The 26121-nt window shown below is 71.0% G+C and carries 23 protein-coding genes and 1 tRNA gene; 17 read left to right on the forward strand and 7 right to left on the reverse strand.

The features are described from left to right. Positions 1–41 precede the first annotated feature (41 nt). Both OG371_RS16020 and OG371_RS16025 read left to right on the forward strand, forming a co-directional pair. Positions 42–1166 (forward strand): sensor histidine kinase, encoded by a 1125-nt coding sequence (locus OG371_RS16020; protein ID WP_329069993.1) that lies wholly within the window; start codon positions 42–44, stop codon positions 1164–1166. Beyond that, positions 1163–1831 carry a response regulator transcription factor gene (locus OG371_RS16025; RefSeq protein ID WP_329069995.1) on the forward strand — a complete coding sequence of 223 codons (669 nt, stop codon included), beginning with the start codon at positions 1163–1165 and terminating at the stop codon, positions 1829–1831. Before OG371_RS16020 ends, OG371_RS16025 begins: the two co-directional genes overlap by 4 nt. A 76-nt stretch (positions 1832–1907) precedes the next feature. Here OG371_RS16025 and OG371_RS16030 read toward each other — a convergent pair whose 3' ends face one another. Then, on the reverse strand, positions 1908–3458 hold the full coding sequence (locus tag OG371_RS16030) for an acyltransferase family protein (RefSeq protein WP_329069997.1): 1551 nt from the start codon (positions 3456–3458) through the stop codon (positions 1908–1910). A 190-nt stretch (positions 3459–3648) separates the two neighbouring features. Here OG371_RS16030 and OG371_RS16035 point away from each other — a divergent pair, with 190 nt between their 5' ends. Next, positions 3649–4797 carry a hypothetical protein gene (locus OG371_RS16035; RefSeq protein WP_329069998.1) on the forward strand — a complete coding sequence of 383 codons (1149 nt, stop codon included), beginning with the start codon at positions 3649–3651 and terminating at the stop codon, positions 4795–4797. Positions 4798–4800: 3 nt separating this feature from the next. Here the strand turns inward: OG371_RS16035 and OG371_RS16040 are convergent, their stop codons facing one another. From OG371_RS16040 to OG371_RS16050, 3 genes are all read right to left on the reverse strand, one after another. Beyond that, the gene (locus OG371_RS16040) at positions 4801–8493 is read right to left on the reverse strand and encodes an FkbM family methyltransferase (RefSeq protein WP_329070000.1); all 3693 of its coding nucleotides are present in this window, start codon (positions 8491–8493) and stop codon (positions 4801–4803) included. Further along, entirely contained in the window at positions 8486–9682 is a 1197-nt protein-coding gene (locus tag OG371_RS16045; RefSeq protein WP_329070002.1) for a hypothetical protein, read from the reverse strand. The genes OG371_RS16040 and OG371_RS16045 overlap by 8 nt, the downstream gene beginning before the upstream one ends. Positions 9683–9824: 142 nt before the next feature. Next, on the reverse strand, positions 9825–11717 hold the full coding sequence (locus tag OG371_RS16050; protein WP_329070004.1) for a hypothetical protein: 1893 nt from the start codon (positions 11715–11717) through the stop codon (positions 9825–9827). A gap of 146 nt (positions 11718–11863) precedes the next feature. On the opposite strand from OG371_RS16050, the gene OG371_RS16055 reads away from it, so the two are divergent. The 4 genes from OG371_RS16055 to OG371_RS16070 all read left to right on the forward strand — a co-directional run bounded on the left by OG371_RS16055 (position 11864) and on the right by OG371_RS16070 (position 14373). Then, positions 11864–12352: a hypothetical protein gene (locus OG371_RS16055; protein WP_329070006.1), complete on the forward strand. Its 489-nt coding sequence runs from the start codon at positions 11864–11866 to the stop codon at positions 12350–12352. Positions 12353–12452: 100 nt separating this feature from the next. Beyond that, a complete protein-coding gene (locus OG371_RS16060; protein WP_329070008.1) occupies positions 12453–13073 on the forward strand; it encodes a hypothetical protein in 621 nt (206 codons plus the stop codon). A 259-nt stretch (positions 13074–13332) separates the two neighbouring features. Beyond that, the gene (locus tag OG371_RS16065; RefSeq protein WP_329070010.1) at positions 13333–13875 is read left to right on the forward strand and encodes a DUF2716 domain-containing protein; all 543 of its coding nucleotides are present in this window, start codon (positions 13333–13335) and stop codon (positions 13873–13875) included. A 96-nt stretch (positions 13876–13971) separates the two neighbouring features. After that, positions 13972–14373, forward strand: coding sequence for an immunity 7 family protein (locus OG371_RS16070; protein ID WP_329070012.1), 402 nt, complete (start codon positions 13972–13974; stop codon positions 14371–14373). Between the two features lie 94 nt (positions 14374–14467). Here OG371_RS16070 and OG371_RS16075 read toward each other — a convergent pair whose 3' ends face one another. From OG371_RS16075 to OG371_RS16085, 3 genes are all read right to left on the reverse strand, one after another. Further along, complete coding sequence (locus OG371_RS16075; protein WP_329070014.1) at positions 14468–15937, reverse strand: phosphocholine-specific phospholipase C; 1470 nt, start codon at positions 15935–15937, stop codon at positions 14468–14470. Between the two features lie 123 nt (positions 15938–16060). Then, positions 16061–16648 (reverse strand): lytic polysaccharide monooxygenase auxiliary activity family 9 protein, encoded by a 588-nt coding sequence (locus OG371_RS16080; protein WP_329070016.1) that lies wholly within the window; start codon positions 16646–16648, stop codon positions 16061–16063. A gap of 241 nt (positions 16649–16889) precedes the next feature. Next, positions 16890–16962, reverse strand: a tRNA-Gly gene (locus tag OG371_RS16085). A 208-nt stretch (positions 16963–17170) separates the two neighbouring features. Between OG371_RS16085 and OG371_RS16090 the strand changes: the two genes are divergently transcribed. The 10 genes from OG371_RS16090 to OG371_RS16135 all read left to right on the forward strand — a co-directional run bounded on the left by OG371_RS16090 (position 17171) and on the right by OG371_RS16135 (position 26110). After that, complete coding sequence (locus tag OG371_RS16090; protein ID WP_329070018.1) at positions 17171–18841, forward strand: sigma-70 family RNA polymerase sigma factor; 1671 nt, start codon at positions 17171–17173, stop codon at positions 18839–18841. 109 nt (positions 18842–18950) lie between these two features. Next, positions 18951–19391 carry a DUF983 domain-containing protein gene (locus OG371_RS16095; protein WP_329070020.1) on the forward strand — a complete coding sequence of 147 codons (441 nt, stop codon included), beginning with the start codon at positions 18951–18953 and terminating at the stop codon, positions 19389–19391. 52 nt (positions 19392–19443) lie between these two features. After that, positions 19444–20304, forward strand: coding sequence for an Fpg/Nei family DNA glycosylase (locus OG371_RS16100; RefSeq protein ID WP_329070022.1), 861 nt, complete (start codon positions 19444–19446; stop codon positions 20302–20304). 58 nt (positions 20305–20362) lie between these two features. Further along, positions 20363–20878, forward strand: coding sequence for a hypothetical protein (locus OG371_RS16105; RefSeq protein WP_329070024.1), 516 nt, complete (start codon positions 20363–20365; stop codon positions 20876–20878). Positions 20879–21012: 134 nt separating this feature from the next. Continuing rightward, positions 21013–22317 (forward strand): sensor histidine kinase, encoded by a 1305-nt coding sequence (locus OG371_RS16110; RefSeq protein ID WP_329070026.1) that lies wholly within the window; start codon positions 21013–21015, stop codon positions 22315–22317. A gap of 49 nt (positions 22318–22366) precedes the next feature. After that, positions 22367–23212, forward strand: a complete 846-nt coding sequence (locus tag OG371_RS16115) for a S49 family peptidase (protein ID WP_329070028.1) — start codon at positions 22367–22369, stop codon at positions 23210–23212. A 105-nt stretch (positions 23213–23317) separates the two neighbouring features. Further along, positions 23318–24508, forward strand: a complete 1191-nt coding sequence (locus OG371_RS16120; protein WP_329070030.1) for a lipid-transfer protein — start codon at positions 23318–23320, stop codon at positions 24506–24508. Beyond that, positions 24505–24900, forward strand: a complete 396-nt coding sequence (locus OG371_RS16125; RefSeq protein ID WP_329070032.1) for an FAS1-like dehydratase domain-containing protein — start codon at positions 24505–24507, stop codon at positions 24898–24900. The genes OG371_RS16120 and OG371_RS16125 overlap by 4 nt, the downstream gene beginning before the upstream one ends. Then, positions 24897–25286, forward strand: a complete 390-nt coding sequence (locus tag OG371_RS16130) for a MaoC/PaaZ C-terminal domain-containing protein (RefSeq protein WP_329070034.1) — start codon at positions 24897–24899, stop codon at positions 25284–25286. Before OG371_RS16125 ends, OG371_RS16130 begins: the two co-directional genes overlap by 4 nt. Beyond that, entirely contained in the window at positions 25286–26110 is an 825-nt protein-coding gene (locus OG371_RS16135; protein WP_329070036.1) for an SDR family NAD(P)-dependent oxidoreductase, read from the forward strand. The genes OG371_RS16130 and OG371_RS16135 overlap by 1 nt, the downstream gene beginning before the upstream one ends. Positions 26111–26121: the final 11 nt, after the last annotated feature.

Genomic DNA, 26121 nt, shown 5'->3' on the forward strand with positions numbered 1-26121 from the left:
ACGGACGCGCCCGGCGCCCGGGACCGGTAGCTTTCTGCAGCATGCGGCAGGACCGGTGGCGGGGACGGAACCCGTGGTTCGGACGGGTGTTCCGGACCGTGGTGGTGCTCGTCATCGTGCTGGGCGCCACCAGCGCCGCCAGCCACTGGCGGCCGGACGCCCATCCGCTGGGCCCGCCCGGCGTGGCCTGGCTGGCCGCGACGGTGCTGACTTTGCTGCTGGTGCACGAATTCCCGTTGGCCATCTTCGTGGCCACCGCCGCGTCGTCGTACGTGTACTACGCGGTGGGCGAGCCCGGCGGGCCGGTGCTCCTGGTGCCGGCGGTGGCGTTGTTCATGCTCACGCGCAAGCGCGGGCCGATGACCGCCGGGATCACCGCGGCGGCCGTGCTGTTCGCCGCGTACGTCGCGTATGTGGTCACCACGCGGTCGTTCGCCATCAACGCCGGTGCCGGGGTCGCGGTGCTGTGGTCGGCCGCGGTGATCGGCGTCGGCACGGCCGTGCGGTACCAGTTCGCGGCGATCACGGCGCGGCGCGCGCAGGCCGACGAGCACCGGCACCGGATGGCCGAGCAGGAGCGGCTGCGGATCGCGCGCGAGGTGCACGACGTCGTCGCGCACAGCCTGGCGATGATCAACGTGCAGGCCGGCGTCGCCGCGCACGTCGCGGATCGGCGTCCGGAGCAGGCGAAAGAGGCGCTGCTCAACATCAAGGCCGCCAGCGCTTCGGCGCTCAACGACCTGCGGGCGACGCTGGCCGTGCTGCGCTCGGGGGAGGACAAGGCGCCCGCGCCCAGCCTCGCGCAGATCGACGAGCTGCTGGACCACGCGCGCGCCGCGGGCCTGCAGGTCGAGCTGCACGGCGAGGCCGGTGAGCTGCCCGCGCCGGTCGACGGCGCCGCGTACCGGATCCTGCAGGAGTCCCTGACCAACGTCGTCCGGCACGCCGAGAGCGCCCGGCGCGTGGACGTCCGCCTGGAGCGGCGGCCCGGCGCGCTGGCGCTGACCGTCCGGGACGACGGCCGTGGCACCGTGGAGCCGACGCCCGGCCACGGGCTGCGCGGGATGCGTGAGCGCGCGGCGGCGCTCGGCGGACAGGTGGAGGCCGGGATCACCGGCGACGGGTTCGAGGTGCGGGCCGAGCTGCCCGTCGAGGGGGACGGATGACGATCCGCGTGCTGCTGGCCGACGACCAGGCCCTGGTCCGGGCCGGGTTCCGGGTGCTGCTGGAGACCGAGGACGGGTTCGAGGTGGTCGGCGAGGCCGGCGACGGCGAGCAGGCCGTCGCGCTCGCCGCCGAGCACCGGCCCGACGTCGTGGTGATGGACGTGCGGATGCCCGGCACCGACGGCCTCGCCGCCACCCGCCGGATCACCGCCGACCCGGAGCTGGCCGAGGTGAAAGTGCTGGTGCTGACCACTTTCGACGTCGACGAGTACGTCTACGAGGCCCTGCGCTCCGGCGCCAGCGGGTTCCTGCTGAAGGACACCGAGCCGGTCGAGCTGCTGCGCGCGTTGCAGGTGGTCGCCGCGGGCGAGGCGCTGCTGGCGCCGACCGTCACGCGCCGGCTGATCGCCGAATTCGTCGGCCGGCCGGAGCACCGGCGCGTCGACCCGTCCGCCGTGCGCGAGGTGACCGACCGCGAACGCGAGGTGCTGGCGCTGGTCGCGGGCGGCCTTTCGAACGACGAAATCGCCGCTCACCTGGTGATCTCCACCGCGACCGCGCGCACCCACGTCAGCCGGATCATGACGAAGATCGGCGCGCGGGACCGGGCCCAATTGGTCGTGCTGGCGTACGAATCGGGCTTGGTCACACCGGGCGGGCACTAGCCCGAAGGTGTGAGTTACGCCGTGTCAGTGAACGCCATCCCACCTTCGGACGCCTTAACGGCAGAGCATCGGTTACTCACCGAGGCGTTCGGCGGAAGGAGCTCCCATGGCGTGGGAGATCGTCGTGGTCGCCGCGCTGGCCGTGATCTTCCTGGTCAGAGTGGTGCTGCAGCTCAAGCGGGGCTGAGGAGCGGCGTCGTGGCGCGGGACGCCGGACGCGCGGTTCCGCGATGCGGTCCTGCTCCTGCTCACGAGGTTCCCGCGGCTCCCGGGTTTCCCGAGGCGGCCGCGGCACGGTCACCGGCTTGATGATCGCCGTGTGCTGCTCGTCGTTGCGCGGCTGCGGCCTGGGCTTCGGGGCCGGACGGCTTCCGGTGCCCGGGGCGTCCAGCAGACTGCCCTGGACCGAGCCGTCGGTCGCCGAGCCATCGGGCCGCGGCGGCGGTGACACGGGCCGCCGGGCCGGCGCGAGCGGGCGCTCGTCCACGCGCGGGATCTCGATGGTGATCTCACCGCTCACCTTGATCGGCGCGGGCTTCGACCGGTGCGAGAGCTTGCGCGCCAGCGTGTGGCTCGGCCGCTCGACGAACCGGTAGCTCAGCTCGACCACGCCGAACACCGCCGGGATCACGATCAGCAGCGCGAGCGGCAGCGGCATCAGCGGCCGCAGCAACTGCAGCAGCACGAACGAAACGAGCATGTGCAGCAGGTAGATCGAGTAGCTGCGCTCCGAGACCAGCGTCCAGAACTTCCGCTGCTTCAGCTTCGGCTCGGCGAACATGCCCATCAGGAAGCAGAGCACGGCGAAGGCCATCGAGAGGTTGTACGAGTCGTCGATCCGCCCGACGTTGATGATGTCCGCCAGCACGTACAGCGACCACGCGACGGCGCCGTACAGCGCGCCGGTCCACAGCGGGATCTTCTTCGACGTGGTGGCCCAGATGATCTGGCCGATCACCATCACCGGCAGGTAGGAGACGTTCACCCCGAACAGCGAGTACGACGGGCCGAGCTGTGAGCGGCTCATCATCACCACGAAGATGAACGTCAGCTCCACCGCGATCGCCAGCCACACCCACCGGCGCAGCAGCGGCAGCATGGCCATCAGCAGCAGGTAGAAGATGACCTCGACGATCATCGTCCACGCCACCGGCACCAGCACGATCTGCGGGTAGATGAGGTAGTTGATCAACGTGGTGTTGGTCAGGATGGTGAGCGGGGTCAGCTCCTGCGACTGGCCGGTGGACGGCGGGTGCAGGTTCACCACCAGCAGCAGCGCGGTCAGCAGCACCACGAACAGCATGGGCGCGTACACGCGGATGAACCGGTTCAAGGCGAACCGCGCCTGGCCCTGGCGCAGGGCGATCGGCGTCACGACGAAACCGCTGACGAGGAAGAAGAACGGCACCGCGATCTGGCCGATGCCCTGCTTCGACATGTGCATCGGGTCGCTGGTCAGCGCCTCGATGAAGCTGACGTACGGTGCGTTCTCACCCTTGGCGATCACCCAGGGGTGCGCGATGTGGCTGTAGAACACGAGCAGGGCGCCGAGGCCACGGCCGATGTCGATGAAGACGATGCGGGTCTTCTTCTGCACAGCAGGTGGCTGCTCCACCAGCGCGACCACCCCCGTCTGCTCGCCCGACTACCCCGACAAGGGTAGCGCCCTGCTCCGGTCGCGGTGGCCGGTCCCCGAAATATGCCGGAATGCGCGAAAGGCCCATGCAGGTGTTCTGGCCTCGGGTTATGCGCTGTCCGGGTACGATCGCACGGAGTTTCGTCCGCTTTCACCCGAGCAGTTCAGGAGTCCGGCGCGCGTGCAGCCGTCCACCCCCGACGTCACCGTCGAGCGCCCCACGATCGCCGCCGTTGTCCGGCCGGCCCTGCCCGCCATCGGTCTGTACGTGCTTTTCCAATTGCTCGCCTTCGGTGTGCTGTGGCTGCTGAGCTGGAAGGCGGGGGTCTCGCCCGGCCGTTTCGTCGGCGCGTTCGACGGCAGCTGGTTCCAGGCCGTGGCCGAGCACGGCTACAGCCAGCCGATCACGCCGGGCCCGGATGGGACGCCGGCGGAGAACAGCCTGGCGTTCTTCCCGCTGTACCCGGCCCTGACCGCGATGCTGGGCCTGGTCGGGATTCCGACGCTGCCCGCGGCACTGACCGTGACGTTCCTGGCCGGGTGCGCCGCGGCCTGGGGCCTGTTCGTCCTGGGCCGCGATTTCGCGGGCCCACGCGTGGGAATCCTGCTGGCGGTGCTCTGGTCGATCGGGCCGGGCGGGCCGGTGCTGCACATGGCCTACTCCGAGTCGCTGCTGGTGGCGCTGGTCGCGTGGACCCTGGTTGCGCTGGCTCGGCGCCAGTGGCTGCTGGTGGGCGTGCTGACGATCTTCACCGGGCTCACCCGCGCGGGCGGCGGAGCACTGATCGCCGCCGTCGGCATCGCGGCGATCGTCGCCCTGTTCCGCCGCGAGGACGGCTGGCGTCCGCTGGCCTGCGGACTGCTGGCACCGCTGGGATTGCTCGGCTACCTGGCCTACGTCGCGGTCCGGACCGACCGGGTCGACGGGTGGTTCTGGCTCCAGAACGCCTGGCACATGAGCTTGGACTTCGGAAGTTTCACGTGGATCCAAGCCCGGGAAGGCTTGACCTCCAACGCATCGAGCTGGATCACCGTCACCGCGCTCATCGTGCTGGGTGCGGTCGCCCTCCAGCTGTGGACCTGGTGCACCCGGATGCCCCTGCCGTGGCAGATCTACGGCACGATCACGGTGCTCATCGCGCTCTGCTCGTCCAACTTCTTCCAGACCCGGGCCCGGTACCTGCTGCCCGCGTTTGTGCTCACGGTCCCGCTCGCGTTGCTGCTCGCGAAGCTGCCGAACCGCGCGCTGGCGATCCTGCTGCCCGCCGGAGCACTGGTCAGCGCCTGGTACGGCGCCTTCCTGATGGCGATCGTGCACCTGAACCCGTAGGGCTCAGGCCTCCGGCGAGAGCCACAGCGTGGCAAAGGCCTTCTCGTCCGCCCGGGCCGCCGCGATCAGGTCCACATCGGACAGTCCTTCGCCGGAAACGCCGTTGTCGCCGACGATCTTCGGCGTGTAGCCCAGCTTGCGGTAACCGGCCAGCACGGCCATCGGGTCGTCGCCGAGCTCGGTGATGGCCGACGGGTCGAACTCGCACACCACGTGCGGGCGGTCGCGGCGCAGCACCGAGTCCAGGCCGGCCAGCGCCCGGTGGTCGCGGCCCTGCAGGTCGACCTTGACCAGGCCGATCCGCTGGGCCGTCACCTCGGGCAGCGAGTCCAGCCGCACGGCCGGGACCGCGATGCCGGGGCCGTCCGCGCTGACCCGGTTGTCGCCGCTGTTGCCGGCGGTCGCCTGCGTCAGGTGCACCGTGCCCGGCGTGTCCCAGGCCGCCGACTCGACGACGGTGACCAGCTTGGCCGCTCTGCTCGGCAGGTTGACGGCGACGTTGCGGCGCAGGTACTCGGCGTTCACCGGGTCCGCCTCGACGGCGACCACCCTGGTCAGCTCCGGCGTGGCACGCAGCAGGCGCAGCGTGTGGTAGCCGACGTGCGCGCCGACGTCCAGGAACGCGCCCGAGGCCAGCGACGCCATCAGCTGCGCCTCGCTGTCCTCCCAGGACCGGTGGAAGACGATCCACGGCAGCATGACCTCGTCGACCGGCATGAGCAGCGCGCCGACGTCGCACGGGACCACGTCGGCGCCGCGCGGCACCGGGGCGTGCGCGAGCCGGGCGGCGTCACGCATCGCGCCGACGTCGAGGGTCACCCGCTGGATGGCCTTCTCGTCGGCGTCCAGGCGCTCGTCGCGCGAGCTGAACATCTGGTGCACCGACGCCGTGGTCGCCTCGAGGTCGTCGCCGAAACCGCCGTAGCCCTCGGAAAGCTTCACCACGTCGGCTTCGAGATTGCGCAGCGCCAGGTTGATTTCGGGGCTGCGGCGGCTCAGGTCTTCGACGGTGTCGTGCAAGGCCTCGAACCGCTCGCCGAGCTTTTCGCCCGCGCCGCGCGAGGCGTCGGCCGTGCGGCGGGAATCGGCGAGGCCGCCTTCCAGCGCCTCGATCCGTTCCAGCAGCTGCCGGTTGCTCGCCTCGACGCCGGCCAGCAGCGCGCCCATCACCTTGCGCTGGTGCACGTCGTAGTGGTCGATCGCGCGCAGCACGGCCTTGCGCAGCGCGGGGGCCAGCGGCAGTCGCGACGGCGCGGCCGCCTCGGGCCGCCAGTGCAGGGCCTGCGCGGCCTCGTGCAGCGGGGTGATCGGGTGCGGCGGCGCGGGCTGGCCGGCGTGCTTGCCCGCCTGCCACACGCGGTGCGCGTTCTCCAGCTCGGCCCGCATCCACTCGGCGGCGGTCGCCATCGAGCGCTCGCGCAGGATGTACTCGCGCGCCTGCTTGCCGCGCTTCGTGGCCTCGGCCGGGTTGTCCGCGACCTCGCGCATCGCGGCGGCGGCCGCGTCGAGGTCGGGCTCGGCCCACATCGCGGTTTCGTGGTACGGGTAGTTGCCCTTGCCCACCGGCACCAGCCGGTACGGCACGGGCCAGCCCGTGGTGGCGTCGAGGAACTCGCGGGTGCTCGAGTAGTCCGTGGAGATCACCGGCATCGCGCGGGCCATCGCCTCGGCGACGGTCAGGCCGAAGCCCTCGCTGCGGTGCAGGGACACGTAACAGGTGCCGCGCTCGTAGAGGTCGTGCAGCTCGGCCACGGTCAGGTAGGTCTCGATCAGCTCCACCCGGTCGTCGCCCACCACCGCGGCGCGCAGCCGCTCGGCGGCCTGCGGGTGCATCTTCGCGTTGATCGCCTTGACCGTCAGCCGCACGTCGTCGCGGCCGGGGAACGCGCGTTGGAACGCTTCGACTGCGCCCCAAGGGTTCTTGCGCTCCGCGACGCTGTTGAAGTCGAACGCGAACAGGAACCGCACCGGCTCGCCCTGCTCCCGCGCGGGCGGCGATGGCTCGCCCGGATCGCGCACCGGCACCGGGATGGTCTTCACCGGGATCGGCGAGTGCTCGGCGATGGCGCGGCGGCAGAAGTCGCTGACCGTCCAGACCTCGTCGAGCATGCCGAACGCCTCGTGCTGCCACTGCGGGAAGTCCTCGAGCTCCCAGGCCCACAGCCCGATCCGGTAGCGCCCGGCGCCGACCTCGGGGTGGTTGGTCAGGATCACGCGGGTCTGGTCGGCGTTCACGGCCAGGATGCTGAGCGGGAACCGCGGGTCGCCGACGGTCGCGGGCCGCTCGATCCCGGTGCGGTTCGACACCGCCTTCTCCTCGAGCACCGATGCCACCGGCACGCCGCCGTCCTCGATCGCCTCGAGCACGATCCGGCCCATCTCGCCGAGGCCCAGCTCCGCGGTCAGGTAGCCGAGCAGGTTCACCCCGAACTCGTCGGACGGCGGGCGGGTGGCCGCGCGCTCGCCGGGCAGCGCCCACACGGGCAGCCCGGCCTCCTTGACGCCGGAGCCCGCGCACCAGAAGCGGAAGTTCTCCGCGTCGGCGCCGTACGGGTGCGGGAACGCCATCTGCAGGTCGATCCGCGACGCCCAGATCGCGTGCGTCAGCCGGTTCAGCCCCGCGGCGGCCTGCGCCTGGTCGTCGGGCGTGGCCAGCCACTCGCGCAGGGCCAGGCCGCCGTCTTCGCCGTACGCGTGCGGCGGGACCGGCTTGTCCTTGCGTTCGGCCTTGATCCAGCCCTCGCGGAACACGCGGCGGGCGAGCTTCGGCACCTCGGTGCCGTCGCGGAAGTTCTTGAAGCCATAGGGAATCGAGTCCAGAGACTCGGCGTAGCCCGCTTCGCGCAGCTTCGCGCCGTACGAGTCGCAGACAGCGCGAAGGTCGGCGTTGTGCGAGAGCATCACTCGCGGCTTGCGCGCGCAGTGGAAGCTGAGCAGCCACGGCTTCTCCGGCCGGTAACCGCTGAAGTGGAAGAAGCGCAGCTTCGCCCCGCCCGCGGTGAGCGTGCCGTCGGCCTCGCGGGCGATCGGGCGCTCGTGCAGGTTCCAGTAGGCGACGTCGTAACCCGGGTCGGTGAGCACGTGGTTGCGGAACAGCGCCGGCACCTGGTCCACCCAGCGCTGGTCGGTGAACAGCTGCAGCTCGGGCGCCACGATCGCGTCGTGGCGCAGCCGGCCGGCCCAGAAGTCCAGGAACGGCCCGGCGCCCGGGCCCACCCCGAGGAAGCCGAGGTTGAAGATGCCGGTGCCCATGATCACCGCGTCGTCGGGCTCCAGCCCGTCCTGCGGCAACGGGTTCAGGAAGTGCGGCGCCAGCACGATGTCGTGCGCCAGCGCCAGCTCCGAGACCTCGGTGATCGGCGCGAACAGCTCGATGTCCGGGTCGAGGTAGATCGCGACCTCGGTCTGCGTGAGCAGCTCGCGCAGCAGGTACGGCTTGACCGAGGTGGCCAGCTCGGTGACCGAGTAGGCCGTGGCCATGCGCAGGTAGTCGGCCTCGTCGATGCCGAACGCGGCCGGCCCGACCACCCGCGTGCCGTCGTCGAGCACGGTGACCTCGTCGCGCGGCGCGTCGATCACCGCGATCACGAACCGGCCGTCCGGGTGCTGGCGCAGGTAGGACTTGGCCAGCACGCGCGCCGCGGGAAGGTAGTTCCGCGCGACGATCGTGCAGGCGGTGGTACCCGGCTCAGCCATTGGCGGGCAGGGCGGTGAGCTGCGCGTTCAGTGCCGAGGTGAAGTCCGTCTCGGTCTGGCTCAGGCTGCCGGGACCGGACGCCTCGACGCGGACGATCACCTTGCCGTGCGCGTAGTGCCCACGGGCCTGGGCCGACTGGCCGTCCTTCTGGTCGATCGTGGTGGCGTACACGCCGTCCGGCGCGGTGGAGTCGCGCTTCGCGCCGTTGGTCACCTGGATCTGCTCCAGCTTCTCGGCCGCGGTCTTCGCCGCGTTCGCGCTGCTGGCCTGGGCCAGGAACAGTGTGATGCGGTCGCCGTTGTCCAGGTGGTAGACGACGAACTTGACCTTGGTCGCGCCCGCCGACTGGTAGGCCGCCAGCTCCTGCGGGTTCAGGTACTTCAGGCCGTCGACCTGGCCGAACGACGTGATGTCGTCGTGCGTTTCGGCCTTGCCGGGCATGGCGCCGAGCGCCATCGGGTCCGGCGGCTTCGGCGCGCTGGAGGACGCCTGCTGCGTCGGGGCGGCGGTCTGCTGCCCGTTGCCGCTGCTGCTGGGGCCACGGCCCCAGAGCCAGTAGGCGCCGAACGCGATCGCGGCCAGCACCACCACGGCGCCGACGATCGCGCCGATCTTCTTGCCGTTGCCCGACTTGGGCTTCTCGCTGAAGAACTCCGGGCCCTGGCTGGTGCCCCAGTTGGACTCGCTGACGTTGTGGCCCAGGTCGTTGCCGCCACCCCACGGCGGGCTCTGGTCGCCCTCGGGCGCGTTCCACGGCGCCTGCTGCGCCTGCGGGAACCCGGCGGGCGGCGACTGCGGCGTGGCCTGCGGGAAGCCGCCGGCCGGCGAGTACTGCGGCTGGGGCGGCTGCTGCTGGGGCTGCACGTACTCGGTGCGGTTGACGTCGGCGTGCGGCGTCTGTTGCTGCTGCTGTTGCCACGAGACGGCCTGCGTCCGCTCCGCGCCTTGGTCGGCCGGCGGCTGCGGGGGCTGCTGGGCGGGCGGCTGCGGAACCCCGTGCGGCGGGCTGACCGGCGCGATCACCTGCGTCGAGTCCGCGCTCGTGTTCGCCTGCTGCGGCGCCGGTGGGTCCTGCTGGCCGACGGCCGAGGACAGTACCTGATCACGCCGGATGCGGTAATCGTCCGCGGACAGCCGCCCTGACGCGAGCTCCTCGTCCAGCCGGCGCAGCTCCTCCTGCCAGGACACCAGGGCCCCCCTTATCTGTCGGCAAGGCGACGTCAGTGCGTCACCGCGACCCGATGTGTGTGACGACGTGGACATTGTGCACGGCAGTGGCCTCGTGCGACCCCGCGGGTCGCCTTCCGCGCCCCGCCGGAGCTGCGGTTCGTCAGCCGGCGGGCAGGGCCGCGGCCACCTTGGCGCGGATCTGCTCGATCCGTGACCGCAGGGCCGCCGCGTCACCGGCCAGCGGCTGGGACGCGCCGATGCCGATCGCGACCGGACCGGAGGTGTACCAGAACGCCAGCACCCGTCCGGCCGGGCTGCTGCCGGAGTAGAGGAGGTCGGTGGGCGCGGGCCCGAGCGCGGCACTCTCGAAACCGCCGCCGACCAGGTTTCCCTGCAGGCTCTTCACCAGTACTTCGGCCTGCGCCGAAGACCCCGTGGGAACGGCGAGCAGCACCGTTCCGTTGTCGGCCTGATCGGCGTCGGCGTACGACCGGTAGACGAGTTCGTCGGCGCCCGCGGTTTTCATCAGGTCGGCGTCGGCCTGCGAGATCGCCTTCAGCTCGACGGCCTTGTCCAGCGACATCGTGGAGTTGTCCTGGCTCGGCTTCCCGGCCAGCGCCGGCAGCTTGTCCTCCAGCGTGGCCGACGGGTTGGCCGAGCCCGAAGGCGAGGGCACGGGCGGCGCCGAGACGGAGTCCGCGGTGCCCTGCTGGTCCGGCTTGCTGCCGATGTACCAGGTGAGGCCGACGATCAGCGCCAGCGCGAGCAGCACCCCGAGCGAGAGGAACAGCCACGTCGGCCGCTTCCGCCGCGGCGGCCCTTCTTCCCACAGCTGCCGGAGTTCGGGCGTCGGCGGCTTGTCCTGCTGGTCGAAGTTCGCGCCGGAGACGTCGAACAGGTCGGTGGGATTCAGGTCGGCCGGGCTGGGCGCCGTGGTCCGCCGGTTGGTGTGGAAGTCGCCCACCGCCTTGGGCTCCCAGCTCGGCGTCTGGGCGATCGACCCTTTCGACGCCCGGAACCCCTTGGCCGGCTTGGGCGCCTTCGGCTGCTTCGGTGCCTTCGCCGGTTTTCCCGGCTTCGCGTCCTCCGCCGGCTGCTCCCCGACGCCCGGCTGCACGGGATGCCAGGTCGGCTGCGGCACAGTTTGCTGCTGTTCGGCGGTCGGCAGCTGCACGGTCGACTGCTGGAAAGTCAGCTGCTGCACGGTTTGCTGCTGGGCGGCCGGTTGGGTGGCGGGGTTGGCGCTGGACCAGGTTCCGTGGCTGGTCGCGCCTGCTGGTGCACCCGCCGCATCTGCCGATGCGCCCGCCGTGCCAGCCGTGTCGGCGGTGCCCGACGCACCTGCCGCCGTGCCCGCTGCAACTGCCGCACCCGTTCCACCTGCCGCGCCCGCCGTGCCTGCCGAGTCGGCGGTGCCCGACCCACCTGCTGCCGTGTCCGCTGCACCTGCCACATTCGCCGCACCCGCCGCGGTTGCTGCGCTGGCGGTGCCGTTCGCGCTTGCGGTGGTGGAGCCGTTGTTCGCGCCTGTGGTGCTTTCCGGTCCGGTCATCTGGTTGGCCTCGTTTCGGCCCGGTGATGGCATCGAGTCGGTGGTGTCGGAGCCGTTGGCCCACTGGCCCGGCTCGGCCGAATCGCCCTGGCCACCGGGATTGCTCGGGCCACTCTGCCTACCGGAACTGCTCGGGTCACCGAGGCCACTTTGCTCGCCGAAACTGCTCGGGCCACCCTGCCCACCGAGGCCGCTTTGCTCGCCGAAGCCGCCCTGCCCACTCTGCCCACCGGAACCGCCTTGCCCACCGGAACTGCTCGGCCCACTGGCCCACCGCACGGGCGGCTCGCCTTTCCACCGGCCCGCGGCCGGTTCGGCGACGGGCCAGACGCCGGCGTTGGCGGAGCCCGCGGGCCGCAGCGGGGAGGCGACCGGGGAGGCCGCGCCGCCGCCGGAGGCCTCCGCCAGCAGCTCTTCCCGCTTGCGCCGGTGCTCGGCGTGGCCGATCCGGCCGGCCGACAGATCGGCGTCCAGTCGGCGGAGCTCTTCCTGCCAGCTCATCAAGCAACCCCCTGCCACCGGTTCGGGCGATAGTGTTCCATGCCCCCGGGCCTGCGGAGGTTCCGGTTTGATCGACTTCTCGGGCGAGATCATGGCGCGCGAATCGCGCCAAGTCCAGGGTGGGGTCCGCTCCGTAGGATCGGTGTATGTCGTCCGCTCGCGGCGAGCTCGCCGCCCTGGCCGTTGACCGGCTCGCCGGCCGGGCCGTGTACTCCGGTGACCTGGTCGACGCCGGGCACCGCGCGCTGGTCGAGGGAGTGGACTCGCCTTCGCTGCCGGAGCTGGCCGGGCTCGGCCGGGACGACGCCGATGCGCCGGATGTGTTCGCCCGGGTCGTCCACGAGCTGGGCATCGAGTTGCCGGCCGACGCCACCGCCGCGCGTTGGCAGCTGCTCGGCGAAAGCCTCGGCGCGATGGTGCGCGGCGAGGCGACGCCGGCGAAGACCAGCCGGCCCTTCTCGGAGTTCGACCGCCTGCTGGGCCGTCCGGGTGTACTTCGCGAGCTCGTCCGCTGGTTCGCGATGCTCGACTCCTGGATCCCCACCGACCTCACGCCGGTCAGCTTCTGTGAGCAGCAGATCCTCGAACAGGCCCGGCTCGTGCTGGCCGGACCGTGGCCGCCCGTCACCCGTTGAGACGCAAAAACTGTCGTACATATGTTCTAAAATGGGCAGTGTCCAGGGGAGATGCCGTCCGAGCCACGGGCGGCGTCCAGGAGTTCGGAAGGCGGCTGCCATGCCCGTTGCAGGATCGGCCTACATCACGCTGCCCACGTTCGTCGGGTACAGCGCGAGTTCGGGGCCCTCGCGCTCGTCGTTCGTGCGCCGCCAGCGGAAGTTGTACGAGGACCCGGCGCGGGCCGCGTTCAACTACTACCGCCGGGCGGCCAACGCGGTCCGCGCCGGCCGCGCCGCGAGACAGGACGAGGTGGCGATGCGCTCCCTGGTCCACAACGCCGACGACCGCACGCGCCCGCACTACTCCGCCATCGCCGAGGGCTGGCTGCGCTACCTCGGCCGCCGCGACCCGAGGCTGGTCGAGGTCGGGCGGGCGCGGATCCCGCTCGGCGAGCTGGAGGTGGGCGTCAGCCCGCAGCTCGGCCTGCGCAAGAGCAACGGCCGCCGGTACGCCACCTGGCTCTACTTCAAGGAGGAGCCGCTGAGCCGTGACGCCGCGCAGCTCGCGCTGTGGCTGCTTGACCAGGGCATGCCGGACCTGCTGCCGGGCGGGGAGCCGCTGGTCGTGGATGTCCGCCGGGCCAAGGAGTTCACGCTCACCGCGCGCGATCGCGAGCGGCTGCGGCCGTGGGCGCGCAGTGAGGCGTCGGCGTTCATGACGTTGTGGGAGGCCGCGTGAGCTGAGCTCCGCCCGGGGCGTGCGGGGCCGTTCACCCGTACGCTCTGGGCGCCCGCCGGGTCGCTCACGGAGAGCCACCACGTACCGTCACTGTTCGAACGCGCCGTGGCGAAGATCGGCTGCACACGGCCACTGCGAAAGAACGCACCCGGTCGGGTGACGGATTCGCGGTAGGCCTGGCTGGACTGGACATTCGGGGCGTCGGACACGAAGCTTTCCCGCAGTCTTCATCCCGGCCGATAACCCCGAGGTCGAATAAGTGAACGCAGCAGCCTGGGAGCCGCTCTCGCGAGTGGCCGACGAGCCCGCCTGGTACTGGGTCTACAACAAGCTCGGCTTCTGGCCGAGCACCTTCGCGCACGACTGGCCCGGCTTCCGCGAGCCCGCGCCGTCGCGGACCTGGGACCTTTCTGCGGGTGACTACGACCGCGGGTCGGCCGAGTTCCGGCTCGGCCCGTACACGGTCGACGAGCCGGAGATCGCCAGGATCGTGCTGGCGGCGCTGAAGGACTCCGTCGGCCCGGACGACTGGCTGTGGGTCCTGCACTGGCAGCACCAGTCGTTCAAGTTCTGGCCGCACCGCATGGCCGAGGGCGCCGCCTGGCCGGTCCCGGTCTTCCCGCGCGGCGACTACCACCTCTTCCTCGCCGAGGACTTCAGTTACGGCACGCTCGGCCACCCGTGGGAGCGCACGCTCTGCGCGTTCGGCGAAAAGCTCCTCCCCGCCGTGGAGCGGCATGGCGAGGGCGTGCTGACCAAAGTCCTGCGCCGCGACGGCTCGCCCAGCGCACTGGCGCGCTGAGCACCCGCGCCGGCTCGAAGATCAAGTGCGCCGGCGCGGCCGGACCCCGGCGCACCGGAGCATTGGCGCAGCTAGCGGCGCTGCTACCTTCTGCGGGTGTTCGAATACCACGGCTGGGTGACCATCGCCGCCACCACGAGCGGCGACGACGACGCGGCGCTGCTCGAGCGCCTCATCGAGCGGGTCCACCGCGCCATCCGCGACAGCGACGCGCTCGACCTGGTCGACCTGCGCTGGAGCGCCGGCCTGCCGATGCTCCACCTCGGCGGCTTCGACAAACACGGCGGCGGGATCGCCCCCGAACTGCTGAAGACCTTCTCCCGCGTGGGCGAACTCGCGCCCGGCTCGTACGGCCTCCTGCACGTCTGGGACGACCAGGATCCCGAGCACGACAACGAGTTCCGCGTTTTCCGCATGGCCCGCGGCCAGGTCACCGAGCACCCCGACACCCACCTCACCCCGGTCGCGCCGACGGTCCTGGACGTCTACGAACTCTGAACCCCGCGAACGCACGAACGGTCCCCTCGCGACGAAACGCGAGGGGACCGTTCGCTTTCACGGTCCGCGCCGAGGTGCGGACAAGTACTTCCGCCTAATGGTGCTTCGGCGTCTGCGGCCGGTGGCCGGGCTCCTGGTGCGGCGGCTGCTGGTTCGTGCCGGGGAAGGTCGGGGCCGGCAGGTTCGCCGCCTCGTAGCGGGAAAGTGTGAGCGGGCCGCTCGTGTCCGGCAGGGTCGGCGGCTGGGCCTTGTGGTCGTCGAAGCGGAAGGCCGAGGTGAGGTCGCCGAAGGTCTGGCGGCGCCAGTCCGAGATGTTGGGCTCGGCCACACCGGTCACCTTCTCCAGGAACTGCAGGGTCGAGGTGTGGTCGAAGGTTTCGCTGCACACCCAGCCGCCCGCGGTCCACGGCGAGATCACGATCGCCGGCACGCGGTAGCCGCCGCCGACCGAAAGGCCGTTGCCCTTCGTGCCGCCCGGCGAGGTCTTGGTGACGAACTCGTGCGGCGTGCCCGGCGCCGGCACCGGCGGGATGACGTGGTCGAACAGGCCGTCGTTCTCGTCGTAGTTGAGAATGAACACGGTCTTCGCCCACACGTCCGGGTTGGACGCGATCGCGTCGATCTTCGACGCCACGAACGCCGCGCCCTCGGCGGGCGTGTAGTCCGGGTGCTCCGAGGCGGTCGAGGTGCAGATGATCCACGAGACCGTCGGCAGCTTGTCGTTGCGCGCGTCGTACTCGAACTGGCCCTCGGGACGGTGGGTCAGCCCGTTCACCGCGAGCGGCGAACCGGCCGGCGCGTTCTTGAAGTTCGCGAAGTTCTCCAGCATGTTGCAGCCGTAGGTGTCGCTCTGCTCGTACACCTTCCAGCTCACGCCGGCCGCCTGCAGCCGCTCCGCGTAGGTGGTCCAGGTGTAGCCGCCGGCCGGGGCGTTGTTGTCCAGGATCGGGCCGCCGTGCTCGCCGTCCGGGTCGACCGTGCCGGTCATCCACATCATCCGGTTCGGCCAGGTCGGGCCGAGCACCGAGCAGTGGTAGGCGTCGCAGATCGTGAACGCCTCGGCCAGCGCGAACTGGAACGGCAGGTCGGCGCGGGTGTGGTAGCCCATCACGTACGGGCCGTTCTTGCCGTCGGCCTTGCGGTGCGCGGGCAGCCAGCTGTCCATCTTGCCGCCGTTGAGCGCGTCGTGCTGCACCTGCCAGGCGTGGGAGGTGGACGGGATCTTCTGCGCGTTGGTGGCGTGCGTGTCGAGGTGGAACGGCAGCGCGTAGCCGGCCGGGTTCTGGCTGTCCGGCTGGTAGAAGACCGGCTTGCCGTTCGGCAGCTTGGCGGCGTTGGGGTCGTTGAAGCCGCGGACGCCGGACAGCGTCCCGAAGTAGTGGTCGAACGACCGGTTCTCCTGCATCAGCAGCACGACGTGCTCGATGTCCTTGAGCGATCCGTGCTGGGGCGCGCCCTGGGCCAGCGCCTTCTGGACGCTGGGCGGGAGGAGGGTGGCCGCGGCGGCGGTGGCGGCGGCCCCGGCGGCAGAGCCGAGGAGACGACGGCGAGTCAGTTCGGTCATGGCAGTCACCCTCGTTGCGCTGCGGTCACGGGAAAAGGGTCCGCGAAGAACGAACAGGGAACACCGGGTGAAAACATCCGCCGAACCGGCCGATCCCGGAGGAACCGGCCGGTCCGCGCGCGGTCAGAACGTGACGTCCGCGCATTGGTAGAAGGCGTTGCCGGTGTCCGCGATGTCCCAGACGCCGACGATCATGTGCCGTCCCGACTTGCCGGACGGCAGCGTGCCGGTGTGCGACACGCTGGTCGGCGGCTGCTGCCCGTTGTAGGGCACGGTGAGGAACGGCGTGAGGTCGAGCTGCGCCCGGGTGAGCGGCGCGGTCGGGTCCCAGCCGTCCTTGGTGACGAAGTAGCGGAACGACGTCGTGGCATGGGCCGCGGTCAGCGTCCACTTGAAGGTGTAGGTCCCGCCGCTGGTCAGCTGGACGGTCGGCCAGGTCCCGCCGCGCATGTCGTCGAGCTGCGCGAATCTGCTGATGCCGGCCGAGCAGATCTGGCCGTCCGCGGGCCCGGCCCCGGGAAACCCTTTGGGCCCCTCTGTGCTCTGTGGCTCGTACTGGATGTCGCCGCAATCGCTGACGGCCCCGATCGAGCAGTTGTACGCCCGGCTCGGCGGCGCCGTCGTGTACCCGTGCCCCCATGCGACGCCGGTCCACACCAGCGGAAGCGCGAGCGCTCCGGCCAAAGCCACCAAAACCTTCTTCGTGCGCATGTGACTCCTCTCACAGAGTGTGTCACAGAGTGTGAACCAATCAGTCAATGGTTCAGACCACTAAACGCCGCAACTCGGCCATCAGCGCTCGGCGCAGCAAGTTGGGCCGCCTGGCGGCTGCGACACCCACCCGTGCTGGTTCAGCACCGTCCGCACCGTGGGGGTCCGGGGGCTCGGCCCCCGGGAGATATGGCGAGGGGTCCGTGTTCGCGCTTTCTGCGAACACGGACCCCTGACCGCGAGCGGATGACGGGATTCGAACCCGCGACCCTCACCTTGGCAAGGTGATGCGCTACCAGCTGCGCTACATCCGCGTGCACCAAGCTTCCTTGGTGTTGGGAACACTCTATACGGCCGGTCTGCTGCCACTTTCGGGGGGCCCGGCCTGCGGATCGGCATGACTCGACCCGGTGCTTCGGTGTCACATCGGGCGTACAAGGGGTGACGACGGGCTTTTCCCTCCGTATGGTGTCCCCATTCGACCGAACGGTGAATCCTTCGGGGGAGGAGGTGCCTTGCCGGATGACCGAGCTGGGCACGGCGCCGCCACCAGCGGCCTCGGAATCCGACGAACAGGCACTGTTGCAGCGGCTCCGCAGCGGCGAGGACGCCGCGTTCGGAGAGCTGTTCGAGCTTCACGCGGCCGCGGTGCGCAGACTCGCGCAGAGCCTCGCGGCGGACCGCTCCGAGGCCGAAGACATCACGGCCGAGACCTTCTTCCGCGTGCTGCAGGCGTTGCGCCGCGGCGCGGGCCCGCGCGACTACGTGCGGGCGTACCTGTTGACCGTCGCCCGGCGGGTGTCGTGGGAGTGGCACGGCGCGCGCCGCGACGTCCCGGTCACTGACGACGAGCTGACGTTCCGCGCCGGCGCCGGTGCCGATACGCACGCGCGCACCGCGGAGCACAGCCTGATCACCACGGCGTTCACCAGCCTGCCCGAGCGCTGGCGGACGGTGCTGTGGCAGACCGAGGTCGAGGGCGAGCAGCCCGCCATGGTCGCCCCGCACTTCGGGCTGAGCGCGAACGCGACGGCGGCGCTGGCCCGCCGCGCCCGGCAAGGGCTGCGCGCGGCGTACTTGCAGGCGCACCTCTCGGTGAACCAGGGGCCGGACTCGTGCCGCGCCGTGGTGGAGAAGCTGGGCGGGTTCACCGCCGGCAGCGTCACCGGTGCCGAGGCCGAGCGGATCAAGGCCCACCTGCTGGGTTGCCCGTCCTGCCGCGCGACGCAGGACGAGTTGCGTGACGTCTGCTCCTCGCTCCGTGCGCACGCCGGGGTTCTGGTCCTGGCGCTGCCCGCGCTGGCCGGCGGGGCCGGCGGCACGGCCGGGCTGGCCGCGACCGTGAAGAGCGTGTTGTTCGGTTCCAAGGTGAAGGTCGGCCTCGCGCTGGTCTCGGCGGCCGCCGCCGGGGTGGTCGGGGTGACCGCCGGCCCGGTGGTCTTCGGCACGCACCCGATGCAGAACGTCGGGCTGGGCGGGGGTGCGCCGGAGTTGGCGCTGCAGCCGCCCGCGTCGCGCGTCCAGCCGCCGCCGCAGGTACAGCAGGGTCCGCGGATCGTCACCGGTGAGCTGCAGGGCGCGGCCCGGCCGCAGCGCCAGCACTCGGCCGGCTATCACGGCGCGACCGGGGCCGAGCTGGGCGCCAACGCCGTGCCGGCCATTCCCGGCGCGATCGGGTCTTCGTCAGCGGCCGGCCAGTCGTCCAACGGCTCGCCTCGGGACGACCTGCCCGGCAACTCGAACTCGACCGTCAACTCGACGCTGAGCACCGAGAGCTCAACCGACCCGCGGGTGGACACCCAGCCGGGGATGTCCTCCACCTCGACCGATTCGGGCTGCAACCCGACGCTGGACAGCACGTACGCGCCGCCGCCGTCGGACTACCTGCCGCCGACCTACGAGCCGCCATCGGTGACGACCACGCCGACGCCCACCGGCACGTCGACTTCTTCGACGGAGGACTCGACGCCGGCGAAGTCCGCGCAGTCTTCGGGATCTTCGGACTCCTCGGGGACTTCAGGTTCTTCGGGGACTTCAGGGACTTCGGGGACTGACACGACGTCGGACTCCTCGGGCACCGCGAAGACGTCGTCCTGGCGCTCGGAGCGGGTCGCGAGTTCTCAGACCTCGGGAAGCAGTACCTCGGACGATGTCACCGATTCGGCCGATTCCGATTCGTCCGCAACTCCCTGAGCAGCGAAAACCGGGCAAACCTCTCGCCACGCTACGTGACCACCTCGCGCCGCAAGGCCTCGTCACGGTAGCGTTGCCTGAGTTCGAGCGTCGCCCGGGAGGCAACAGGATGAACCGGCTGGTGCGCGGCGAGGACGGTCGCGACTGGGTGGTCCGTGCCCAGATGGAATGGCGTGCGCCGGTCACGGCGGACGATTTCGAACACGACGTCGCGGGCACCTACGGCCCGGGGATCGCGATGATCGTGGTGACCGCGTTCCTCGCCGTGGTGCTGGTGGTGTGGACGCCCGAACAGGTCCGGGTCCCGGCCTGGGTGTTCCTGGCCCTGGTGCTGATCCTGCTGTTCTTCCCGCTGCGCTGGATCCTGCGCCGGCCGTGGACGGTGGTCGCCGAGACCGAGGGCGACATGACCGGTGACCGGCCCTCGGAGCGCTGGGTCGGCACGATCCGGGGCATGTTCACGGTGACCGGCGAGGTCAAGCGGATCTCGAAGACGATCCAGAAGCACTCGCTGCCGGACTTCGAAGGGCCGCTGCACCCGGTTGAATAGCACCGTCGAATAGCGCCTGGCTCGAACGGCCGCCGCGGGAGAGACTGGTGCCATGCCCGAGTTGCCCGAGGTCGAAGCCCTGGCTCACCACCTGCGCGAGAACGCCGTGGGCGCCACGGTGTTCCGGCTCGACGTCGCCTCGCTCAGCGTGCTGAAGACGGCGACACCGCCGTACACCGACCTGCACGGCCGGGAGATCACCGGCGCGACGCGGCACGGCAAGCACCTCGACGTGGTCGCCGGCGACCTGCACCTGATCGTCCACCTGGCGCGCGCGGGCTGGCTGCGCTGGTCGGACCAGCTGGCGCCGGCGCCGCTGAAGCCGGGCAAGGGGCCGATCTCGCTGCGCGTGCACCTGGAGTCCGCGACCGGCCCGGGGTTCGACCTCACCGAGGCCGGCACGAAAAAGGGCCTCGCGGTGTGGGTGGTCAAGGACCCGGCCGAGGTGGCGAGCGTCGCGCGGCTCGGCCCGGACGCGCTGGCGCTCGACGCGTCCCAGCTGCGCGAGCTGTTCGCGGGCAAGGGCACGCGGCTGAAGTGGGCGCTCACCGACCAGTCGCTCATCGCGGGCATCGGCAACGCCTACTCCGACGAGATCATGCACAAGGCCAAGCTTTCGCCGTACGCCACGGTCGGCAAGCTCGACGAGGGCGCGCTGGAGACGCTGGCCGCCGCCATCCACGACATCGAGAGCGACGCCGTCGAACGCTCGGTGGGCCAGAAAGCGGCCCGGCTCAAGGGGGAGAAGCGCTCGGGCCTGCGGGTGCACGCCCGCACGGGCCTGCCGTGCCCGGTCTGCGGCGACACCATCCGCGAGATCTCCTTCGCGGACAAGTCCTTCCAGTACTGCCCGACCTGCCAGACCGGCGGGAAGCCGCTCGCGGACCGCCGGATGTCGCGGCTGCTCAAGTAACGCCGGGCCGCCCGCCGCCGAAATGCCGCACGAGAGCACCGGCCGCGAGGAACCCGTCATGCCCGAAACGATCACCTGTTACTGCTGCGGCAAGACGCTGCCCGCCGACAACCTGGTCTGGAACTTCGTCTGGCCCGACGAGATCGCGGCGCTGTCGGCGCTCGGGCGCAAGCGCACGCTGAAGTTCAGCTCCGACTCGTTCCTGTTCAGCCGGAACCACGGCGCGGCCATCCGCGTGATCCTGCCGATAGAGCTGGAGAACGGCCGCACGTCGACCCTTGGGGTCTGGCTCGGCCTCGCGCCGGAGGACGGCCAGCGCGTGAACGACGCCGCGCGCGCCGGCGGCGACGCCTGGGTCGGCTTCACCTTCGGCGGCTACCTGCTGAACGAGGTGCGCCCGTGGGACACCTACTTCGCGGAGCTGACCGTCGTCGCGTTCGAGGACTGGGGCGTTCCGCGCGTCACCGAGAGCACCAGCCCGGTCGTGCAGCGCCTGCTCACCGAGCCGCAGCCGGTGGACCCGTTCCTGCGTGAACGCATCCACGACTCGACGCCGAAGCCGAAGCCGCCGTGATGGAAACGGGCCCACCGCTCGGGCTGAGCCCGCGTCACCCGGTCGGGGATCGGTACGATTTGCCCACCCTCGGTCGTCAGATCCGGACAGAAAGTGGGGAGCAGGCCTTGCACCCGGTCGGTCGAGCGCAGAGCATGGACGTCGTGTCCGCCTTCCCGTACGAGCAGGTTGTCCCGTGGGTCCTCGTCGGCGTGCTGGCGGTCGTGGCCCTGGTGCTGCTGTTCCGCGTGCGCCGGCCCAAGGGCGAGATCCAGGACGCCGTGCTGCAGGCCGTGCACCGCATGTCGAAGGCGACGCCGAACCTGCGCGCCGGGCTCGACGAAGAGGCCGCGAACCGGATGACCGCCGAGCTGCTCGAGGTGCTCGACTGCCTCGCCGTGGGCATCACCGACAGCGAGGGCACGCTGCTCTCCTGGGCGGGCGAGGCCACCGAGCACTACTTCGACCTGGTCGAGGACATCGGCACCGCGCTGCGCAAGCACCGCCGCGCCGTCGCCGACCACAACAAGATGCCGTGCAACCACCGCGGCACCTGCAAGATGAAAACCGCCGCGATCGTGCCGATACTGGTCGAGGGCGAGGCCGAGGCGACGCTGATCGTGGTCGGGCGCACGCGGGGCAAGCTGGTGCAGATGGCCGAGGCCGTCGGCCAGTTCGTCTGCACGCAGTTCGAGCTGGCGCGGCTGGAGGAGTCCCGGAACCAGCTGCAGCAGGCCGAGATCAAGGCCCTGCGCGCGCAGATCTCGCCGCACTTCGTCTACAACGCGCTGAACACGATTTCCGCGCTGATCCGCACCGACCCCGAAGAGGCGCGGGAGCTGCTGCAGGACTTCGCGGACTTCACCCGCTACTCGTTCCGCACCTCCGGCATGTACACCACGCTGGCCGAGGAGCTGCGCAACATCGACCGCTACCTGACCATCGAGAACGCCCGCTTCGGCGGCCGGCTCGAGGTCCGGATGAAGATCGCGCCCGAGGTGCTGAGCGTGGTCGTGCCGTTCCTGATCATCCAGCCGCTGGTGGAGAACGCCGTGAAGCACGGCCTGGCGAGCAAGCCGAGCGGCGGCTGCGTCACCGTGATCGCGCAGGACTACGGCATGGAGGCGCTGATCAGCGTCGAGGACGACGGCATCGGCATGGACCCGCGCCAGCTCACCGACCTGAAGAACGCGCACCGCACCGGCGCCCACGTCGGCCTCGGCAACATCAACCAGCGCATGCGCCAGGTGTTCGGCGAGGACTACGCGCTCACCGTCGACACCGCGCCCGGCGCGGGCATGAAGGTGACGCTGCGGGTGCCCAAGTTCAAGCTCGGCGTCCGCCCGAACATGCCGGACTACTCGGCCGACGTGCCGTCGCAGGGCGGGCCCGAGGAGGACGACCCCGCCGAGCACAACGGCGTGAACGGCTCGCGCTCGGGCATGCTGCCCGCGCTCTGACCCCGGTCGTGAGCGGCGCGAATCCGTCCGGGCTGGCTAGCCTGGTGGGATGAGCGTTACCGACAAGCTGACCTCCCGCCTGCCCGTGCTCGGTGACCGGGGTGAGCGCAAGGACGTCGTCGCCGTGGTGAAGCTGCACGGCGTGATCACGCCTTCGCCCTCGCCGCTGGCGCGGGGCTCGATCAACCTCGCCACCGTCGAGACGGCGCTGACCAGGGCGTTCGGCTACGACCGGCTGAAGGCCGTGGCGCTGCTGATCAATTCGCCGGGCGGCGCGCCGACGCAGTCCGGGCTGGTCGCGGAGCGGATCCGCCAGCTCGCGGACGAGAAGAACGTGCCCGTGCTGGCCTTCGCCGAGGACGTCGCGGCGTCCGGCGGCTATTGGCTGGCCTGCGCGGCCGACGAGATTTTCGCGCACCGCACGTCGATGGTCGGCTCCATCGGCGTGATCAGCGGCGGGTTCGGCTTCACCGGGCTGCTCGAGCGCTTCGGCATCGAGCGGCGGCTGCACACGGCGGGCGCGAACAAGTCGCGGCTCGACCCGTTCAGCCCGGAGAAGCCTGAGGACGTCGAGTGGCTGAAGAAGATGCACGGCCAGCTCCACGAGCTGTTCGTCGACTGGGTCACCGAGCGCCGCGGCGATCGGCTGGACAGCGCCGAGGACCTGTTCACCGGTGACGTCTGGCTCGGCCAGCGGGCGCTGGACCTCGGCCTGATCGACGGCCTCGGCTCACTGCGCCAGATCATCGGCGAGCGGTACCCGGATGCCGAGATCTCCGTGGCAGAGCCGAAAAAGCCGCTGCTCGCGCGGCTCGGCATCGGCGCGCCCGCGGCGGCGTCCGCGCTGCTGGACGCCGTGACCACCAAGGCCGCCTGGTCCCGTTTCGGGCTCTGAGGCCACTCCGGCTTCCCCGGCTCTGACGAGACCGGGGAGCCGTGGGGCCTTGCCGTCTTAAGTGAATTGGCGCTAGCCTATGTGAATCAACGCTAGGGAGGCGCCGTGAACCAGCAGGCACGCGTCGTCGGGGCCGGGATGGTCCCCTTCACCACGCCGCGCCACACCGAGCCGTACGACGTCCTGGGCGAGCGGGCCGTTCGCGCCGCCCTCGAAGACGCCGGCCTGGAGTACGAGCAGCTGCAACAGGCTTATGCCGGTTACGTCTACGGCGATTCGACGTCCGGGCAGGCCGCGCTCTACCGCGTCGGCCAGACCGGGCTGCCCGTGGTGAACGTGAACAACAACTGCTCCACCGGCTCGACCGCGCTGTGGCTCGCGCGCCAGGCGATCGAGTCCGGCGCCGCGGATTGTGTGCTGGCACTGGGTTTCGAGCAGATGCAGCGCGGCGCGCTCACCGCCCAGTACACCGACCGCCCGACGCTTTTCGACCGTTTCGACGCGCTCGCCGCCCGCGTCCGCCCGCTGGAGCCGGACGCGCCGAAGGCCGCGCAGTACTTCGGCGCCGCGGGCGCGGAGTACGCCGAGCGGTACGGCACCGAGCCGGAGACGTTCGCGAAGATCACCGTGAAGTCCCGCGCGCACGCCGCCGCGAACCCGTACGCCGTGTTCCGCGAGCCGCTGACCGTCGAGGAAGTGCTGGCGTCGCCGCACATCGCCGGGCCGCTGACCCGTCTCCAGTGCTGCCCGCCGACCTGCGGGGCCGCCGCCGTGGTCCTGACCAGCGCGGACTTCGCGCTCCGCAACGGGCTCGACGCGTCGGTCGCCATTCGCGCGCAGGCGATGGCCACTGATCTGCCGTCGACGAACGCGGCGGAGAGCATGGCCGCGCTCGTCGGCTACGAGATGACGAAGGCGGCCGCGGCGCAGGTGTACGAGGACGCGGGCGTCGACCCGGGCGACCTGCGCGTGGTGGAGCTGCACGACTGCTTCACCGCCAACGAACTGCTGTCGTACGAGGCGCTTGGCCTCACTCCCGAAGGCACGGCGGAGAAGTTCGTGCTCGACGGCGACAACACGTACGGCGGACGCGTGGTGACGAACCCGTCCGGCGGCCTGCTGTCGAAGGGCCACCCGCTCGGCGCAACCGGCCTCGCGCAGGCCGTCGAGCTGGTCTGGCAGCTGCGCGGGCAGGCCGGCGCGCGTCAGGTGGCCGGGGTGAAGCTCGCGCTGCAGCACAACATCGGCCTCGGCGGCGCGGCCGTCGTTACGCTCTACGAAAAGGCCGGCCGGTGATCGACGCCGCGGCCGTGGGCCGCGAGCTGCCGCCGGTCACCGTCACAGTCGACGCCGGGCGGCTGCGGTTTTTTGCCGAGGCGACCGGCGGCGAGGCGACCGACCTCGTGCCGCCGACGTTCCTCTTCGGCCTCGAACTCGACCGGCCCGACCCGTTCGGCTGGCTCGCCGACCTCGGTATCGACCTGCGCACCGTGCTGCACGGCGAGCAGAAGTTCGTTTACCACTCGCCGGCCCGCGCGGGGGACACACTCGTGCTGAGCCCGCGGATCACCGACGTCTACGCCAAAAAAGCCCTCCAGTTCGTCGTCAAGGAGACGGCCGTGACGCGGGCGGACGGCGCCGCCGTCGCGGACCTGACCAGCGTGATCGTGGTGCGGGAGGCGCGGTGAACGTCGGCACGCAGCTCCCGCCGTTGCAGGTCCCGCCGATCTCCCGGACCACGCTCGCGCTGTTCGCGGGCGCTTCCGGGGACCACAACCCGATCCACGTCGACCTCGACGTCGCGCGCTCGGCCGGCCTCGAAGACGTCTTCGCGCACGGCATGCTCTCCATGGCCTACCTCGGCCGGCTGCTCACGGGCTGGGTGCAGCAGGAGCGGATCCGGTCGTTCGCCGTGCGGTTCTCCGCGATCACGCCGGTGCACGGCGAGCCCACCTGTACCGGCGTCGTCACCGCGGTGCGAGACGGCGAGGCCACGGTCGAGCTGACCGTCCGGCTCGCGGACGGCACCACCACGTTGACCGGCGAAGCAGTGATCGCGACGGAGGGACTCTGATGGGCAAGCTGGACGGGAAGGTCGCGCTGGTCTCCGGCTCGGGCCGCGGCATCGGCCGGGAGATCGCGCTCAAGCTGGCCGGCGACGGCGCGGCCGTGGTGGTCAACGACCTCGACGACGGCCCGGCGAAGGAAACCGTTGCCGCCATTGAGGAATCCGGCGGCCGCGCGATAACCTGCACCGGCAGCGTCACCGAGGCGGGCTTTGCCGAGCGCTTCGTGCAAACGGCCGTGGACGGCTTCGGCGGCCTCGACGTGATCGTCAACAACGCCGGCTACACCTGGGATTCGGTGATCCAGAAGCTGACCGACGAGCAGTGGGACGCGATCCTCGACGTGCACCTCAAGGCGCCGTTCCGCATCCTGCGCGCGGCCCAGCCGGTGATCTCGGCGGCGGTGAAGCGCGCGCAGGCCGCCGGCGAGCCCGTGCCGTGCCGCAAGGTCGTGAACATCTCCTCGATCGCCGGGCTCGACGGCAACGCCGGCCAGGCGAACTACGCGGCCGCGAAGGCGGGCGTCACCGGGCTGACGAAAACGCTGGCCAAGGAGTGGGGCCGCTACAACGTCACCGTGAACACCGTCGCGTTCGGGCTGATCCGCACGCGGCTCACCGAAACCAGCGCGGACACCGGCGGCACGATCGATGTGCAGGGCCGGGAGATCCGCGTCGGCGTGAACCCGGACCTGCTGGCGCAGCTGGAGCGGTCCGTCCCGCTCGGCCGCGCCGGCACGCCCGCCGAGGCCGCCGGCGCGGTCTACCTGTTGTGCCAGCCCGAATCCGACTACGTCAGCGGCCAGACACTCGTCTGCGCCGGAGGGTTCTGAACCGCGAAGGA

The sequence above is a fragment of the Amycolatopsis sp. NBC_01480 genome, assembly GCF_036227205.1.
In the GTDB taxonomy this organism is placed as follows: domain Bacteria; phylum Actinomycetota; class Actinomycetes; order Mycobacteriales; family Pseudonocardiaceae; genus Amycolatopsis.

Excerpts from the sequence above, each read along its gene's own strand:
- OG371_RS16080 (WP_329070016.1), bottom strand. The coding sequence starts at position 16,648 with ATGCGCACGAAGAAGGTTTTGGTGGCTTTGGCCGGAGCGCTCGCGCTT.
- OG371_RS16135 (WP_329070036.1), top strand. The coding sequence starts at position 25,286 with ATGGGCAAGCTGGACGGGAAGGTCGCGCTGGTCTCCGGCTCGGGCCGC.
- OG371_RS16115 (WP_329070028.1), top strand. The coding sequence starts at position 22,367 with ATGAGCGTTACCGACAAGCTGACCTCCCGCCTGCCCGTGCTCGGTGAC.
- OG371_RS16100 (WP_329070022.1), top strand. The coding sequence starts at position 19,444 with ATGCCCGAGTTGCCCGAGGTCGAAGCCCTGGCTCACCACCTGCGCGAG.
- OG371_RS16110 (WP_329070026.1), top strand. The coding sequence starts at position 21,013 with ATGGACGTCGTGTCCGCCTTCCCGTACGAGCAGGTTGTCCCGTGGGTC.
- OG371_RS16025 (WP_329069995.1), top strand. The coding sequence starts at position 1,163 with ATGACGATCCGCGTGCTGCTGGCCGACGACCAGGCCCTGGTCCGGGCC.
- OG371_RS16060 (WP_329070008.1), top strand. The coding sequence starts at position 12,453 with ATGCCCGTTGCAGGATCGGCCTACATCACGCTGCCCACGTTCGTCGGG.
- OG371_RS16075 (WP_329070014.1), bottom strand. The coding sequence starts at position 15,937 with ATGACCGAACTGACTCGCCGTCGTCTCCTCGGCTCTGCCGCCGGGGCC.
- OG371_RS16090 (WP_329070018.1), top strand. The coding sequence starts at position 17,171 with ATGACCGAGCTGGGCACGGCGCCGCCACCAGCGGCCTCGGAATCCGAC.
- OG371_RS16050 (WP_329070004.1), bottom strand. The coding sequence starts at position 11,717 with ATGAGCTGGCAGGAAGAGCTCCGCCGACTGGACGCCGATCTGTCGGCC.
- OG371_RS16055 (WP_329070006.1), top strand. The coding sequence starts at position 11,864 with ATGTCGTCCGCTCGCGGCGAGCTCGCCGCCCTGGCCGTTGACCGGCTC.
- OG371_RS16040 (WP_329070000.1), bottom strand. The coding sequence starts at position 8,493 with ATGGCTGAGCCGGGTACCACCGCCTGCACGATCGTCGCGCGGAACTAC.
- OG371_RS16095 (WP_329070020.1), top strand. The coding sequence starts at position 18,951 with ATGAACCGGCTGGTGCGCGGCGAGGACGGTCGCGACTGGGTGGTCCGT.
- OG371_RS16105 (WP_329070024.1), top strand. The coding sequence starts at position 20,363 with ATGCCCGAAACGATCACCTGTTACTGCTGCGGCAAGACGCTGCCCGCC.
- OG371_RS16020 (WP_329069993.1), top strand. The coding sequence starts at position 42 with ATGCGGCAGGACCGGTGGCGGGGACGGAACCCGTGGTTCGGACGGGTG.